Annotated in this window: 11 protein-coding genes and 1 tRNA gene; 5 read left to right on the plus strand and 7 right to left on the minus strand. The window is 68.2% G+C overall.

Translation table 11 applies throughout. The features are described from left to right. The first annotated feature begins 15 nt into the window (after nt 1-15). Both WG922_RS12095 and WG922_RS12100 read left to right on the plus strand, forming a co-directional pair. On the plus strand, nt 16-1,335 hold the full coding sequence (locus WG922_RS12095; RefSeq protein WP_340282882.1) for a TRAP transporter large permease: 1,320 nt from the start codon (nt 16-18) through the stop codon (nt 1,333-1,335). A gap of 370 nt (nt 1,336-1,705) precedes the next feature. After that, nucleotides 1,706-4,120 (plus strand): AI-2E family transporter, encoded by a 2,415-nt coding sequence (locus WG922_RS12100; RefSeq protein ID WP_340282883.1) that lies wholly within the window; start codon nt 1,706-1,708, stop codon nt 4,118-4,120. A 134-nt stretch (nt 4,121-4,254) separates the two neighbouring features. Here the strand turns inward: WG922_RS12100 and WG922_RS12105 are convergent, their stop codons facing one another. Beyond that, complete coding sequence (locus WG922_RS12105; RefSeq protein WP_340282884.1) at nt 4,255-6,669, minus strand: ATP-binding protein; 2,415 nt, start codon at nt 6,667-6,669, stop codon at nt 4,255-4,257. Nucleotides 6,670-7,055: 386 nt separating this feature from the next. Between WG922_RS12105 and WG922_RS12110 the strand changes: the two genes are divergently transcribed. Further along, the gene (locus WG922_RS12110; protein WP_340282885.1) at nt 7,056-7,292 is read left to right on the plus strand and encodes a hypothetical protein; all 237 of its coding nucleotides are present in this window, start codon (nt 7,056-7,058) and stop codon (nt 7,290-7,292) included. A 34-nt stretch (nt 7,293-7,326) separates the two neighbouring features. After that, complete coding sequence (locus WG922_RS12115; RefSeq protein ID WP_340282886.1) at nt 7,327-8,046, plus strand: S1 family peptidase; 720 nt, start codon at nt 7,327-7,329, stop codon at nt 8,044-8,046. A gap of 118 nt (nt 8,047-8,164) precedes the next feature. Here WG922_RS12115 and WG922_RS12120 read toward each other — a convergent pair whose 3' ends face one another. Next, nucleotides 8,165-8,494: a hypothetical protein gene (locus WG922_RS12120; protein WP_340282887.1), complete on the minus strand. Its 330-nt coding sequence runs from the start codon at nt 8,492-8,494 to the stop codon at nt 8,165-8,167. 66 nt (nt 8,495-8,560) lie between these two features. On the opposite strand from WG922_RS12120, the gene WG922_RS12125 reads away from it, so the two are divergent. Beyond that, a complete protein-coding gene (locus tag WG922_RS12125) occupies nt 8,561-8,785 on the plus strand; it encodes a hypothetical protein (RefSeq protein WP_340282888.1) in 225 nt (74 codons plus the stop codon). A 70-nt stretch (nt 8,786-8,855) separates the two neighbouring features. Here WG922_RS12125 and WG922_RS12130 read toward each other — a convergent pair whose 3' ends face one another. The 5 genes from WG922_RS12130 to pepN form a co-directional block, all read right to left on the minus strand. Further along, complete coding sequence (locus tag WG922_RS12130) at nt 8,856-10,049, minus strand: sensor histidine kinase (RefSeq protein WP_340282889.1); 1,194 nt, start codon at nt 10,047-10,049, stop codon at nt 8,856-8,858. A gap of 325 nt (nt 10,050-10,374) precedes the next feature. Next, complete coding sequence (locus WG922_RS12135; protein ID WP_340282890.1) at nt 10,375-11,637, minus strand: PAS domain-containing sensor histidine kinase; 1,263 nt, start codon at nt 11,635-11,637, stop codon at nt 10,375-10,377. Nucleotides 11,638-11,726: 89 nt separating this feature from the next. Beyond that, nucleotides 11,727-11,802: transfer RNA gene (locus tag WG922_RS12140), tRNA-Thr, on the minus strand. Between the two features lie 57 nt (nt 11,803-11,859). After that, nucleotides 11,860-12,873 (minus strand): class 1 fructose-bisphosphatase, encoded by a 1,014-nt coding sequence (locus tag WG922_RS12145; RefSeq protein WP_340282891.1) that lies wholly within the window; start codon nt 12,871-12,873, stop codon nt 11,860-11,862. Nucleotides 12,874-12,937: 64 nt separating this feature from the next. After that, the gene (gene pepN / locus WG922_RS12150; RefSeq protein ID WP_340282892.1) at nt 12,938-15,607 is read right to left on the minus strand and encodes an aminopeptidase N; all 2,670 of its coding nucleotides are present in this window, start codon (nt 15,605-15,607) and stop codon (nt 12,938-12,940) included. Between the last annotated feature and the right edge of the window lie 15 nt (nt 15,608-15,622).

Below are 15,622 nucleotides of genomic sequence, written 5' to 3' on the forward strand. Positions count from 1 at the left end.
CCGGGGACCACGCACATGACGGCCTGGGTACTCGCCGCCTGGCTGATGCTGGGCGGCTCGACGCTGCTGCTGCTGATCGGCATGCCGGTGGCGCTGACCTTCATCACCGTGAACATCGTCGGCGCGTGGCTGTACATGGGCGGCGAAGCGGGCCTGGCGCAGCTCGCGCGCAGCAGCGTGAGCTCGGTCACCGCCTTCTCGCTCACCCCGATCCCGCTGTTCGTGCTGATGGGCGAAGTACTGTTCCACACCGGGCTCGCCCTCAAGGTGATCGAGGGAATCGAGCGCCTGATCCGGCGCATTCCGGGCCGGCTGGCCGTGGTGGCGGTGGTCGCCGGCACCGTGTTCTCGGCCATCTCGGGATCGACCATCGCCACCACCGCCATGCTGGGCTCGCTGCTGCTGCCGGTCATGCTGGCGCGCGGCTACCACCCGACCCTGGCCACCGGTCCGATCATGGCCATCGGCGCGGTGGACATGCTGATTCCGCCCTCGGCGCTCACGGTGCTGCTGGGCTCGCTGTCGGGCATTTCCATTTCCAAGCTGCTGATCGGCGGCGTGCTGCCCGGCATGATCCTGTCGGTGGCGTTCGTGCTGTGGATCGTGCTGCGCGTGCGCCTGACTCCGGCGCTCGCGCCGGCCACCGACGAGGGGCCCACCCACAGGGGCTGGGAGCGCTGGAAGCCGTTCTTCGGCTACGTGCTGCCGACGCTGTCGATCTTCGGCGTGGTGGTGGGCGCCCTGGCGATGGGCTGGGCTACGCCCACCGAATGCGCGGCGCTCGGCGCCTTCGCCACGCTGGTGCTGGCGATGGCCTACCGCTCGCTCACCTTCGACGCGCTGCTGAAGGCGCTCAAGGGCACGGCGGGCATCTCGGGAATGATCCTGTTCATCATCCTGGGCGCCACCACCTTCGCGCAGATCCTGTCCTTCTCGGGTGCCAGCAACGGACTGGTGCAGCTGATCACGGGGCAGGGCTGGTCCACGGAGATGATCGTGGCCGGGATGATGCTCATGCTCATTTTCCTGGGCGTCTTCGTCGATCAGGTGAGCATGATGATGATCACGCTGCCGATCTTCATGCCCATCGTCCAGACGCTGGGGATCGATCCGGTGTGGTTCGGCGTGATGTTCCTGATCTGCATGCAGCTGGGGCTGCTGCTGCCGCCGCACGGATTGCTGCTGATGACCATGCGCGGGGTGGCGCCGCCCTCGGTCACCATGCTCCACATCTTCCAGGCGGTGACGCCGTACGTGGTCATGAGCCTGCTGCTGCTGTCGGCGGTGTTCTGGCTGCCCGACATCGCCACCTGGTTGCCGCGCTGGGTCGGATAGTCGGCGCCGCTCGCGCCGGCCATGCCATCGCGCGCTCGCCTGCCGCCGGGGCGCGCAGCGCCGGGGGAGGGCGTGCGTGGCGCAGGTGCCTGCGGTCGGGGGATCCGCCGTCGAGAACGCCCGCAGCTGCCTAGCGCCGAGTCCTACGAGCCGCCGTCGGGCACGCGCATACAGTCGCGGCGGGACGCGATCGTTCGCCGTCCCGGATGCAGCAAGGAGGTTGTATGTCGTGCGTCGCCCCAGCCTGTCGCGCGAGAGCCTCTTGGGCGGGCCGCACCGCGCCGGCGGGCCGGTGCAAGACCGGCCACGCCATGTCGGGTACCGCGCGCGGCTGGCGCGCCGGGCGCCTGCGGCCCGCGGGACCGACGCCATGAACGAACCCGAACAACCCGGCGCGAGGCCGGCCTGGAGTGCCTTGCCGGCCGGGGCGCCGCCGATCGTCCAGCTGGCCGCCGGCCTGGTCTCGGCCGCACTGATCATCGCCGGGCTGTGGCTGGGGCGCGAGCTGCTGGTGCCGCTGGCGCTGGCGTTCCTGCTGGGGTTCCTGCTCGATCCGCTGGTGGTGCGCCTCAAGCGCAAAGGCGTGCCGCGCCTGCTGGCCGTGTCCGCGGTGGTGCTCCTGGCGCTGGGTGTGCTGGCCGGGGCCGGCCTGCTGCTTACCAGCCAGGTGCGCGCGCTCAGTGCCGAGCTGCCGCTGTACGAGACCAACATCCGCGTCAAGCTGCGTGAGCTGCGCGACCAGATCGCCAGCCCGGGCATGCTCTCCGGCGCGGCCAAGACGCTGGAGACGGTGAAGGAGGAGGTCAAGGCGGCATCGCCGACCGACCCGCCCGCCACCGGTCTGTCGGAGCCGCAAGCGGCACCGCCGCAGCGCGTGCAGATCGAGCGGGAGCCGCAGTCGCCGGTGGCCGAGGCCATGAAGTGGCTGGCCGCTGCCAGCGGGCCGCTGGCCGGCGCCGGCATCGCGTTCGTGTTCCTCGTGCTGGTGCTGCTGGATCGGCAGGATCTGCGTGACCGGCTGCTGCGGCTGCTGGGCGGAAACCTGCACCGCACCACCGACGCGATGGACGAGGCGAGCGAGCGCATCAGCCGCTATCTGCTGATGCAGCTGCTGGTGAACGTGAGCTATGGGCTGCCGATGGCGGTGGGCCTGTGGCTGATCGGCGTGCCCGGCGCGCTGCTCTGGGGCGTGGTTGCCGCGCTGATGCGCTTCGTGCCGTTCCTCGGTCCGGTGATCTCGGCGGTGTTCCCGCTCGCCCTGGCCTTCGCGGTGGACCCGGGCTGGAGCATGTTCATCTGGACGGCGACACTGATCGTCCTGCTGGAACTGGTGAGCAACAACATCGTCGAGCCCTGGCTGTACGGCGCAAGCACCGGCCTGTCGGTGATGTCGCTCATCGTCGCGGCGATCTTCTGGACCATGCTGTGGGGGCCGGTGGGGCTGGTCATGTCCACCCCGCTCACCGTGTGCCTGCTGGTGATCGGACGCCACCTTCCGGGGCTGCAGTTTCTGGACATCCTGCTGGGGAGCCAACCGGTATTGGACGCACCTACGCGCTTCTATCAGCGGCTCATCGCCGGCGACGTGGAGGAGGTCGTCGACATGGCCGAGGAGACGAGCGAGGACGGCAAGGCGGTGGCGTTCTACGGCCAGGTCGCCCTGCCGGCGCTGCGGCTGGCCAGCCTCGACCCGGACGGTACGTCCAACGTCGAGCACCGCCATCGTGTGGTCGTCGGCATGGACCGCGTGATTTCCGAGCTGCGCGAGCAGCATCCCGGGCCCGCCGAGGGCGCGCGGCCGCGGGTGGCCTGCCTGGGCGGCAAGTGGCAGGTCGATGCGCTTGCCTCGCGCATGATCGCCCACTGCCTGCAGCTCTCGGGCGTGCCGGCCCGCGAGCTGGAGGTGGAATGGTCCAGCGCCGCCGCGCCGCAGCAGCTGGACCTGCGGGGCGCCCGCATCGTGTGCCTGTCGCATTTCAGCCCCGAGCCGCAGGCGCAGGTGCGCTTCCTGTGCCGCCGCCTGCGCCGCCGCTGGCCCGATCTGAAGATCGTTCTGGGCTTGTGGAACGCGCCGCCGCGGCTGCTGGAGGCCGGCGGCACCGAGGAGCTGGGCGTCGATGCGGTCGCCACGACCGTCGAGGAGCTGGTGCTGCGCGTCGGTCGCCTGGTCGGATCGGCGCAAGCCGAGGACTATTCCCCCGCGCCGCTGCCCGAGAACGACAGCGAGCGGGTGCGCACGCTCCACGACAGCGGGCTGCTGCACGAGCGCCTGCGCCCACGCTTCGAGCGCGCGGCCAAGCGGGCCGCCGACATCTTCGACGTGCCGCGTGCGACGGCGGTGCTGCTGGACGCGCAGTGGCAAAGCGTCAGCGGCTCGCACGGAGCCCCGGCGCCCGACGAGCAGGCGCGCACCCCCCGGCAACTCGCGGTGGCGGACCATGTGGTCTCCAGCGGTCGCAGCCTCGTCGTCGAGGACGTCGCGCGCGATCCGCGCTTTGCCAGCCATCCGCTGCTGCAGGCCGAGGGCGTGCGTTTCTGGGCCGGAGCGCCCCTGCGCGATCGCAACGGATTCGTGCTGGGGGCGCTCTGCCTGCTCGACACCCGACCGCGTCCGCTCGGCGAGCGCGAGCTGCGGCTGTTGGAGTCGATGGCCGATGACCTGATGGAGGCACTGGTCGAGGACGCGGCCGGAGCGCCCGGCACGCCTGCCGCGCCACCGCCACCGCCACCGGCGCAGACGCCCGAGCCGCCCTCGGCGACGGTCGGGCAGATGGTGCCGGAGTAGCGGCGCAGACGGGGGCGCGCACCGTCCCTCCGTTCGTTTCGTTCGTTCGTTCGGGCGACGAGTGCGGCGACTGCGAGTGCGCGCGGGTCGGACCGCACGCCGCCACCGGCATCGCACCCGCCGGCGCCGCGCATTCAGGAGCCGCCGAACTCCATGTTCAAGGCGCGCGCGATCGAGTCGGCGGCCACCGGCTTGGTCAGGTGGAGATCGAAGCCGGCGTCGCGGGTGCGCTGCAGATCGCCGGCCGCGCCCCAGCCGGTCAGCGCCACCAGCCGGGCGGCGCTGCCGGCCTCGCGCAGTCGGCGGGCCACTTCGAGGCCGCTGATGTCGGGCAGCCCGAGGTCGAGAAACACGAGGTCCGGCGCCTCGGAAGCAACGACGGCAACGGCCTGCTCCCCGGTGTGCGCGACGCGCACGTTGTGGCCGTCGAGCTCGAGCATCCAGGCCAGGGTCTGAGCGGCATCGACGTTGTCATCGACCACGAGCACGGTGCGCGCGGATGCGGCGCCGGATGGCTGCGCGGCCTGCGGACGCTGCGCCGCGGCAGGAGCGAGCGCCGGCAGCTCGAGGGTGAAGGTGCTGCCGCAACCTTCGCCGGCGCTGTCGGCGCGGATCGTGCCGCCGTGCAGATCCATCAGGCGCCGCGCCAGCGCCAGGCCGATGCCGAGCCCGGCTTGCGGGTTGGACCCGGACGATTCCAGCTGCGTGAACAACTCGAAGATGGATTCCAGCTGCCCGGCTGGAATGCCATGACCGGAGTCGATGACCTGCACGACCACCCGGCCATCGCGCGGCGCCGATGCGATCAGACGAATCGTTCCGTGCGGCGGGGTGTACTTGGCGGCGTTGTGCAGCACGTTCGATAGCACCTGGGACAGGCGGGTCCCGTCGGCTTCGAGCTCGATCGGCGCCTGCGGCACATCGACGTGCAGCGCATGGTGTGCGGCGTCCACCGCGGGGCGGGTGCTCTCGACCGCGAGCGCGATCACATCCTGCAGCGTGAGCGTCTCCTTGCGCAGGTGCAGCTTTCCGCGGCTGATGCGGGAGATGTCGAGCAGGTCATCGACGATGCGCACCAGGTGGCCCAGCTGCCGGTCCATGAGGTTCACGGTGCGCGCGCTCGGGTCGTTGGCAGCGAGGCGCCGCCGCAGGATGTCCAGCCCGCTGCGAATCGGCGCAAGCGGGTTGCGCAGTTCGTGCGCCAGCGTGGCGAGGAACTCGTCCTTGCGCACGTCGGATTCGCGCAGCGCGTCCTCGGCCCGCTTGCGCTCGGAAATGTCGGTAAACAGCAAGGCAACCTTGCGCTCCTCGGCCGGGCCGATGCGAAAGGCGAAGACGTCGAACCAGCGGCCCATGGAGGCGGCGTAGCTCGCGAACCGTGCGGGTTCGCCCGTAAGCGCAATCTGGCCGTATGTCTCGATCCAGGACAGCTCGATGTTCGGAATCATTTCGCGCACGCTGCGGCCCTGCGCGTCGGCCAGGCCGCTCTGCCGCTCGAACGCGGGGTTGACCTCCAGGAAGCGGTAGTCCACCGGCCGGTCCTGCGCGTCGAACAGCACCTGCATCACGCAGAAGCCCTCGTCGATGGTCTCGAACAAGGTGCGGTAGCGCTGCTCACTTTGCTTCAGGGCCAGCTGCGCCGTCTTGCGTTCGGTGATCTCGAGGAACAGTACGGAGAACTGGTCCGTGCCGATGCGGCGGGCGCGCGCCTCGTACCAGCGGTCGTTCAGCGCGGGAATCAGCACTTCGAACTCGGCGCTCTCGCCCGTGTCCACCACCCGCGCATAGGTGGCGATCAGCTCCGGCGGCACGCCCGGGATCACCTGCGTCACGGGCTTGCCCAGCGCACCCGCGGTGGGCACGCCGGTCAGGCGCTCGAAGGCGGGGTTCAACTCGAGAAAGCGGAAGTCCACCATGCTGCCGTGCTCGTCGCGGATCGCCTCGCCGACGAAGAAGCCCTCGCCCATGCGCTCGAACAGGCCGCGCCAGCGGGATTCGCTTTCGCGCAGTGCCGCCTCGGCCCGCGTGCGTTCGATCAGCTCGCGGGTGCGCTCGGCCACCTCCTCCATCAGATCGACCTCGTGCATGCTCCAGCTGCGCTCGGCCCGCTGATTCAGGTAGACGATGGTGCGCAGCTGCCCCGCCGTGAACAGGGGCACGACCAGGATCGCGCGGGTATCGACCTCGTGCGAGGTGCGCAGCGCCGCGGCGTCGCTGGTGAGAACGTGCTCGCGCACATTGCCGATGACCACCGTGTGGCCACCGCGCAGCCGATCGATCACCTTTTGGCCGAACGCGCTTGCCGGGTGGACACCGAGCAGCGTCGGCACGGTGCCGTCGGTCCAGCAGATCTCGTATTCGATGCGGTCGAGCGACTCGTCCACGTGGCCGTAGCCCACTCGCTGTACCTGGAACTGCTGTCCCAGCAGCTCGCACACCCGCTGCAGGATCTGCGGCGTGCCCTGCGCGCCACGCAGCACGTCGGTGAGGGTCAGCAGGAAGGACTGCCGCTCGACCTGGTCGAGCGAGCCGGAGCGGTCAAGCGGCACGAGGAGGGTGATGAAAAAGGGCAGCGGGCAGTGTAGCGGCCGCCATCCTTGCATGTAGCCCAGCCGTAAAAAGCCTCGGCAGTGCGCAGAAGCGCCGCATGGCGTCCCGGGTTCAGCCTATCCGGGAAACAGGCGTGTCGGGACATTGCCTCTACGGCACAGGTCGATCTGCACCGCAAGAACGCGCGAGCTCCGAACCCCGGAGGGAGCATCCGGGAACAGCCGCTCACAGGATAGGGGCAGCGCAGCGGGGGTGGCCGCGGCCGGACGGTGCATGATCTCCCTCGATGCGCGGTGCCGGAGGCTCCTTCCTCCGTGTGCCCCGTCCACCCGGCCCCCGGAGGCTGCCGGGTGCAACCCTCGCCGCAGACCGGCATGGAGAACCAGTGACCTTCATCACACAGGATGGCGTCGAGCGCACCTCCGAGCAGATCGAGGCGGCTTTCGCCTGCTGCCGGCAGCTGCAGTTCGCGTGTGCCATGGCCAGCGAAGACAACGACGGAACCGGACGGGTGCACTGGCAGGACATCGACGATGCGCTCGGCTGGGCAGCGGAGGCGCTGGCACCCGGCGAGCGGCTCAGCATTGCTGCAAGCGCCGCCGCCAAGAATGGCACGCCGTGAGCTATCGCCCGCCCGCGACCTGCAAGGCCCTCCCGTGATCGATAACCTGCTTTTCTCTGCCGTTCGCGTGGCGACGTTCGCCGGCGGAATGCAGCTCACGAGCGCTTCGGGCTTCTTCTACGAGCACGCGCACCGCCTGTTCCTGGTGACCAGCCGGCATGTCTTCCACGATCCGCCCAGCGGCCACCTGCCGGACCGCATCGAGTTCGTGGTCCACACCGACAGGACGAACCTCAGCGTCTGGACCACCATCTCGGTGCTGCTGTACCGCAACGGGTTGAGCCAGTGGCGCCAGGCGCAGGATTCGGGTGGTGAGGTCGATGTTGCCGTCATCGAGCTGGACCGCTCGGTGCTGCCCGCGCAGGCGGTCCTGCATCCTTTCCGCGCCGACCTGTGCCCCGGCGCCAACGACGTGCACGCGCCGGGTGCGCCCGTGCTGGTCGTCGGCTTTCCGCTGGGCTTCTACGACACGGTCCACCATCTCCCGGTGGTGCGCACCGGCGGCATCGCGTCCGCCTACGGCGTGCGGTTTCAGGGCAAGGGATATTTCCTGGCCGACGCACGGACGCACCGCGGCACCAGCGGCGCGCCGGTCGTGACGCGTGATGCCGCCTGCGATCCGCAGTTGCCGTGGCGGCTGCTCGGCATCCACTCGGCGACGCTCGACATGGCCACCCGCGAGGAGCACCTGGACGAGCGCCTGGGCCTGAGCTGCGTGTGGTATGCGGACATTCTGAGGACGCTTACGTCCTGAGCGCGGCGAGGGCGCACGTGCGCCCTCGCAGACACACGTTCCGCAGGCAGCCCAGGCCGCGCGTACCGTCCCTGCAAGCGACGGCCCACTCGGCGCACGGGCCGATGGACGCTGCGGCTCAGGCGCGGTCGAACAGAAGGCTGCTGACGGCCTTCAGAAGCTCACGGGTCTCGGTGCTGTCCACCAGCTGATGGGTATCGGGCCGGCGGCGCGGCGAGACGGAATGCCCATCGATGCCCATGGCCGCGGAGAGTTTGTCCACCGAGTCCTGCCGGTTGGCGGTTTCGCGATCGGTCTCCATCGCCCCGGGCTCGGCAAACGTCTTTCCGTGCATGTTGTCCACCTCTTCCTGGAGACGCTCGAGCACGAGCTCCAGCAGATGGGCGGTTTCGGCCGGAATGAGCAGGTCGCCATTCGGCTGCCGGATCGCTTGGAGGGCTGGGTTCATCGGGTCAGTATCGCAGTAAGGGAGCAGGCGCCCGCGTATAGTGTTTTGCCACCTGGAGAGTCCTCAATGACCATTACCCACCCTGATGAGTTTGGCCGTGTCGAGGAGCGGCTACTGGAGAGTGCGATCGACAGCACCGAGGGGCAGTTCCTGGAGGCAGAGCGCATCGTTTCGCAACGGTTTCCCACCGCGACCGGTGACATGAAGGCGCAGCTGGTGACGTCGGTGGCGCAGGTCATCGCCACCAACTACGTGGCTGCCGCCACGATCCGCAACTTGCCGAAGGGGTGAGCTGCCGCAGCGGATGCGCGGTGCGTGTCAGCCTGGCGGACGCCGCCGCGGTCGCACGGGTGGCATTCGCCTACCCACGGAGCTGCGTTCCGGGTGAGTCCAGCGAATTCTTGACCCGGCGGTCCGCAGCCACGGGCGGAACCCGTGGCAGCCGAACGGAAAAGGTGGTTCCTTCGTCGCCGGATGCGAATGCCACCGAGCCACCGTGCGCGACTGCAATTTGCTTGGTGATGTAGAGACCGAGGCCCAGGCCCGACGAGCCTGTTCGCCGCTCGCCTTCGGTTGTCGGCTTTTGGCGGAGCGGAGAAAACATGTTCTCCCGTGCGTCGTCGGGAATGGGAGTCCCGGCGTTCTTGACCTGCACGCAAACGGCATTTCCGTCGCCTTCCACGGAGACGATCACCGGCTCACCCGATGCTCCGTGCTGAACAGCGTTGGCAACCAGATTCGCGAGCATCTGTCCGACCCGGGCCGCATCCCAGCGGCCGCTCAGGTCGCCTTCGCAGGTGAGCTCGATTCTGGCTTCCGGGTGCAATGCCGCAACCTCGGTGACGATGTTCGCGGTGATGTCTCCGACATCCGCAGCGCCCGGCGTGATGGGAAGCGATACACCGAAGGCAGTCTGGGTGAAATCAAGAATGTCGTTCACCAGGCCGCGCATCCGCTCTGCGGCCGTCAGAACACGCGCCACTGCTTTCGTCTGGGCACCGGTCAGCGTGTCAGCCCGCAGGAGGTAGTGCGCGCTTGTGTGAACGACGCCCAGAGGTGTGCGCAAGTCGTGCCCGAGTACGCCCAGCAGGAGGTTGCGCGAGTCGTCCACCTTCTTCGAGTACAGGGAGGCCGATTCTGAAAGCGCCTGGTCCATGCTCTCGCCAAACCGAGTGAGCTCCTCCAGGTCCTGCGTACGCGCGTCCTGAATCTGCATCGTCCATCTTCGGATCACGGACGCGCGAAGGGCGCGGAACTCGGAGAGCAGGTCGTCCAGCGTAAATCCCTGGTCGAAGCGCTGTGCAGCGTGTTCGCGCGCCATACGGGTAACTTTCGGCGCGTTGTTCGGCTCGTTGCCTTGCGACTTGTCGTGCTTCGCGGCCGCCCCCTGGGATTGCTCCATGTCAGCCGCAATCGCGAGGAGAAGCATTTTCGCGTGGTCCGCAAGTTCCTCCCGCGTGAATCCGTGCGAGGCAGGGAGCCGGGTGTGCGCAAAATCCACCCACTCATCAACGATGGGCTCGACCTGCTCTTTCAAGAAAGCGCCGATGTTCATTACCTGCTTACCTCACGGTTCGGTCCAGCGCCGGGCCGACTGCTGCATACCAGTCACGATTCTCATGCCCGCAACCATTGCGCGGGGTCTCATCAATGAATGGAAGCGCGGTGCGGTTCGAGAAGCGCGAGGACAATGCCTTGACGCCGTGCGTTGAATGAGCCTGACCGGCTGCGGCTGCGGCTGCGGCTGTTCGGCATCGCCGGATGCCACAGGACCGGAATGCCTGCTGACCCCGGCTGCGTCGGCGCGACGTCAGCAGCACATCCCGAAGGAGCTGCGCACGACGCGGGCTAGGTGCCCCGCGCGCAGGCTCCTGCGCAGCTCATGCGCGTGCGGCGGGCAGTACCACCTCGAAGGTGCTGCCTCGCCCTTCGCCGTCGCTGCTGCCGCGGATGGAGCCTCGATGCAGCTCGACGATGTGCTTGACCAAGGCCAAACCGACTCCGAGCCCGGCTCCGGCTCCTTCCGCCTGCCCCTGCGTGAACAGGTCGAAGACGCGAACAACGAGCTGCTGCGACATCCCGACCCCCTGGTCCGTGACGGAGACCCTCGCGCTGCCCGCTTCGCACCCGACGGATACGGTGATGCGGCCACCCGTCGGCGAATATTTGGAGGCGTTGTCCAGAAGATTCGCAAACACCTGAACGAGCCGGGCGTGGTCCCCATCGACATGGACGCCCTCTGAAGGCCCTGTGATATCCAGTTGCTGCTGGCGCGCTTCGAGATGCGGGTGCACTTGCTCTGCCGCATCGCGCAGCGTGCTCGCAAGGTCAACCCGTGCGGCTTTGATTTCAAGCACGCCGCGTGTCATACGCGATACGTCGAGCAGATCGTTGACCAGCGACGCCATGTGGGACGCGTGCTTCGCAACGATGCCCCCCGCCCGGCGAGCCGCCGGTTCCGCGCAGGTGCGCTGGAGAAGGAAGGCGGCGGAGGTGATGGGCGCAAGCGGGTTGCGAAGCTCATGTGCAAGCATCGCGAGGAACTCGTCCTTCCTCCGGATCTCGGCCAGTTCGTGCTCTCTCCGGCGTCGCTCTTCGGTGATGTCCTGGACTTCGATGACGGTTGCTACTGGCTTGCCACCCCGGAAAATCGGGCTCGCCGCACATCGAACCGGGAAGCTGGAACCGTCCTTGCGAAAGAAGAGGTCCTCGTGCGCCCTGACATCGAAGTTCTCGGGCAATGCTCTGTCGATGGGGCACTCGCTCATCGGATAGTGGCTGCCGTCCGGGCGCCGGTGGTGGATGAGGTCATGCAAGGGCTTCGAGCCGAGCTCCTCGTTCGTGTACCCCGTCATCGCCAGGAGCGCCTGGTTGGCGTAGATGCAGTAGCCGCGCGCGTCCATCAGCACGAGTGCGTGCGTCGAGTTCTCGGCGATGGTCTGCGCGAGTTCCGAGGGGTCCAGGTCACGGCTTGGAGTGGCCGGTTCCGACTTGAAAGCCGAATGGGCACATGCGACCAGCTGCGCATGCCACTCGCCGACCTGCGCTTCGCTCACGCCATACCGGTGCGCTACGTCGCTGTGGGGGTCGCAGATGGCCGCAAGGGCTACCGCGGCCTTGAAGGCGGGAGAGGTTTTCGACACGAGAGGAAGGGGGGAGGGCACATGGTCGGCACGACCAGGTGTCTGGACAAGATCTGCTACTTGTTCACTGGCATGAACCCCGTGGCGCGTGGTGCCGGAGAGAGGAATCGAACCCCCGACCTTCTCATTACGAATGAGCTGCTCTACCGACTGAGCTACTCCGGCGACCGAAGCCCGCGATTATAGCGGTCCTGCGGGGTGCCTCAGCGCTGTGCGCCGCCTTCAGCCCTGCGCCGCGTCGGCGTGGTAGCGGGCGACGCGCTCGACCTCGTTCTTGCTGCCCAGGATGACGCTCACGCGCTCGTGCAACTGGGTGGGTTGGACATCGAGGATGCGCTGGCGGCCGGTGGAGGCGGCGCCGCCGGCTTGTTCGACCAGCCAGCCCATGGGGTTCGCTTCGTACATGAGGCGCAGCTTGCCGGGCTTGTTGGGTTCGCGCTTGTCCCAGGGGTACATGAAGATGCCGCCGCGGGTGAGGATGCGGTGCACGTCCGCCACCATGGAGGCGATCCAGCGCATGTTGAAGTCCTTGCCGCGCGGGCCTTCCTTGCCGGCCAGGCATTCGTCGATGTAGCGGCGCACCGGCGCGTCCCAGTGGCGCATGTTGCTCATGTTGATCGCGAATTCCTTGGTGTCGGCGGGGATCTGCAGCTTGTCCTGCACCAGCACGAAGGAGCCGAGTTCGCGGTCGAGCGTGAACATCGCGACGCCGTCGCCCACGGTGAGGACCAGCGTGGTCTGCGGCCCGTAGACGCAGTAGCCGGCAGCGACCTGCCGGTGCCCCGGCTGCAGGAAGTCCTGCTCGCTCACCACCGGGCCCTCGGGCTTGCGCATGACGCTGAAGATGGTGCCGATGCTCACGTTGACGTCGATATTGGACGAGCCGTCCAGCGGATCGAACATCAGCAGGTATTCGCCTTGCGGGTAGCGGTTGGGCACCTGGTAGATGCCCTCCATTTCCTCGCTGGCCATGGCCGCCAGGTGACCGCCCCATTCGTTCGCCTCGATCAGGACTTCGTTGGCGATGATGTCCAGCTTCTTCTGCACCTCACCCTGCACGTTCTCGCTGCCGGCCGTGCCGAGCACGTCGCCCAGAGCGCCCTTGTTGACCTCGAAGCTGATGCGCTTGCAGGCGCGCGCGACCACCTCGAGCAACAGGCGCAGCTGGCCCGGAATGAGTCCATCGACACGCTGCTGTTCGACGAGGTACTGGGTGAGGGAAACCCGTTTGGACATGCGTTGTTCCTTCGAGAAGCTGGAGGGCGGAAGCAGGTGGAGGTGTGCGGCTCGGGCGTGCGGATCACTCGGCCAGCGCGCGGCTGACCACCTCGCGCACGTCGTTGCTCAAATCCGGTTTCGCCGCCACGCGGGCAATGGCTTCGCGGGCCGCCCCGCGACAAGGCTCGACCAGCTTTTTCCAGCGGTCCAGCGCGCGCGCCAGTCGGGCGGCCACCTGCGGGTTGATGGCGTCGAGCTCGATCACGCGCTCGCACCAGAACACATAACCGGCGGCGTCGTGCCGATGGAATGCGCCGGGGTTGGCGGCGCAGTAGCTGAAGATCAGGCTGCGTGCGCGGTTCGGGTTGCGGATGTTGAAGTCGGGGTGCTGCATCAGCTGCTTGACCACCGGCAGCACGTCGCCGCCTCGGTCGGGTGCGCCGGCCTGCAGGGCAAACCACTTGTCGAGCACGAGGGGCTCGTCCTTGAACATCGCGTGGAACCGCTGCAAGGCCTGGCCCGCGAGTTCGTGGCCGCTGGAGACCAGCGCCGCGAGTGCGTTGAAGCGGTCGGTCATGTTGCCGGCGTCCTTGAAGCGTTGCAGCGCCTTGCCGGGCCACACCGGGTCCTTGCTGGTGCGCGCGGCCAGGCACAGGTGCGTGAGCGCCAGGCCGGCGAGGGCGCGGCGGCCCGACGAGCGCGGATCGGGCCGGTAGGCGCCGCTGTCGCGGTGGCTCTCGTAGGCCCACTCCCAGTCGGCGCGCAGCGCGCCAGCCAACTCCAGGCGCATGGCTTCGCGCACGGCGTGGATGCGCTGCGGATCGACCACGTCGAGCTGCTCGGCGATGTAGGTCTCCGAGGGCAGGGTGAGCACCAGGTCCTTGAAGGCGGCGTCGAGCGTGGGATGGCGCAGCACCTCGCGCATCGCGCCGATGAAGGCGGCGTCGAGCTGCACCGTGCCGCCCTCGCGCACGAAGCGCAGCGCGCGGTTCAACGCGAGCCGCTGCGCCGCCTCCCAGCGGTTGAACGGGTCGGCGTCGTGCGTGAGCAGCGTGAGCAGCTGCGCGTCGGTGTAGTCGTATTCGAGGATCACCGGTGCGCTGAAGTCCCGCAGGATCGAAGGCACGGGCTCGGCGGCCAGGCCTGCGAAGCGCAGCGTGTCGCTGGCGTCGGTGAGCACGTGCAGCCCCTCGCTCACCGCCCGGCCTTCGCTGTCGATCAGGCCCAGGCGCACGGGAATGACGAAAGGCTCCTTCACGGGCTGGCCCGGGGTGGGCGGGCAGCTTTGCGCGAGCGAGAGGGTGTAGGTGCCGGTCTCGGGCTCCCACTGCGTCGTGACCTTCAGGCGCGGGGTGCCGGCCTGGCTGTACCAGCGGCGGAACTGCGGCAGCAGGCGCGCCAGCGGCGAGTCGGGGTTGGCGTCGGCGATGGCCTGGGCGAAGTCGTCGCAGGTGACGGCCTGGCCGTCGTGCCGCTCGAAATACAGCGCCATGCCGCGTGCGAAGCCCTTGCGGCCGAGCGGATCGGTCTGCAGGTTGCTCACCAGCGTCTGCATCATGCGAACGAGCTCGGCGCCCTTTTCGTAGATGGTGACGGTGTAGAAGTTGTTGATCTCGAGGTACTGGTCGGGGCGCACCGGGTGCGCCATGGGGCCGGCATCCTCGGGGAACTGCGCGGTGCGCAGCACGCGCACGTCCTCGATGCGGCGCACGGCGCGCGCCGACGCTTCGCCGGCCAGGTCCTGGCTGAACTCCTGGTCGCGAAAGACGGTGAGGCCTTCCTTGAGCGACAGCTGGAACCAGTCGCGGCAGGTGACGCGGTTGCCGGTCCAGTTGTGGAAGTATTCGTGGCCGACGACGGACTCGATGTTGGCGTAGTCGGTGTCGGTGGCCGTGGCCTGGCTCGCCAGCACGTACTTCGTATTGAAGATGTTCAGGCCCTTGTTCTCCATCGCGCCCATGTTGAAGTCGCTGGTGGCGACGATCATGAAGCGCTCCAGGTCGAGCGGCAGGTCGAAGCGCGCTTCGTCCCAGGCGATGGACGCCATGAGCGAGTTCATCGCGTGCTCGGTCTTGTCCAGGTCGCCCGGGCGCACGAACACCTGCAGCAGGTGGTCGGTGCCTTCACGCGTGGTGATGCGCTGCTCGCGCGCGACCAGCTTGCCGGCGACCAGCGCGAAGAGATAGCTCGGTTTGCGGTGCGGATCGACCCAGCGCGCGTAGTGGCGCCCGCCCTCGAGGTCGCCCTGATCGACCAGGTTGCCGTTGGACAGCAGGACCGGATACTTCGCCTTGTCGGCGCGCAGCAGCACGCTGTAGCTGGCCATGACGTCGGGCCGGTCGAGGAAGTAGGTGATGCGCCGGAACCCCTCGGCTTCGCACTGGGTGAAGAAGGATTCGTTGCTCACGTACAGGCCCATGAGCTTGGTGTTCTTGGCCGGGGCGCAGGTGGTGAACACCTCCAGCTCGAAGGGCTCAAGGCCTTCGGGCAGGTTCTCCAGCACCAGCTGGCTGTCTTCGAGCTTGAACGACGTGCCCTGGCCGTTGACCAGCACGCGCGCGAGGTTGAGGTCCTCGCCGTCCAGGCGCAGGGCCTGCGATGCGACATCGGGGTTGCGGCGCAGCCGCATGCGATTGAGCACGCGGGTCTTGGCGGGGTCGAGGTCGAAGCAGAGCTCGACGGTGTCGATCCAGAAGGCGGGTGGTCGGTAGTCGGCGCGGTAGATCACCGCGTTCTGTCCTTCACGCAACATCTGCTTGTTCCTTGT

It is taken from the genome of Ramlibacter sp. AN1015 (assembly GCF_037726105.1).
In the GTDB taxonomy this organism is placed as follows: domain Bacteria; phylum Pseudomonadota; class Gammaproteobacteria; order Burkholderiales; family Burkholderiaceae_C; genus Ramlibacter.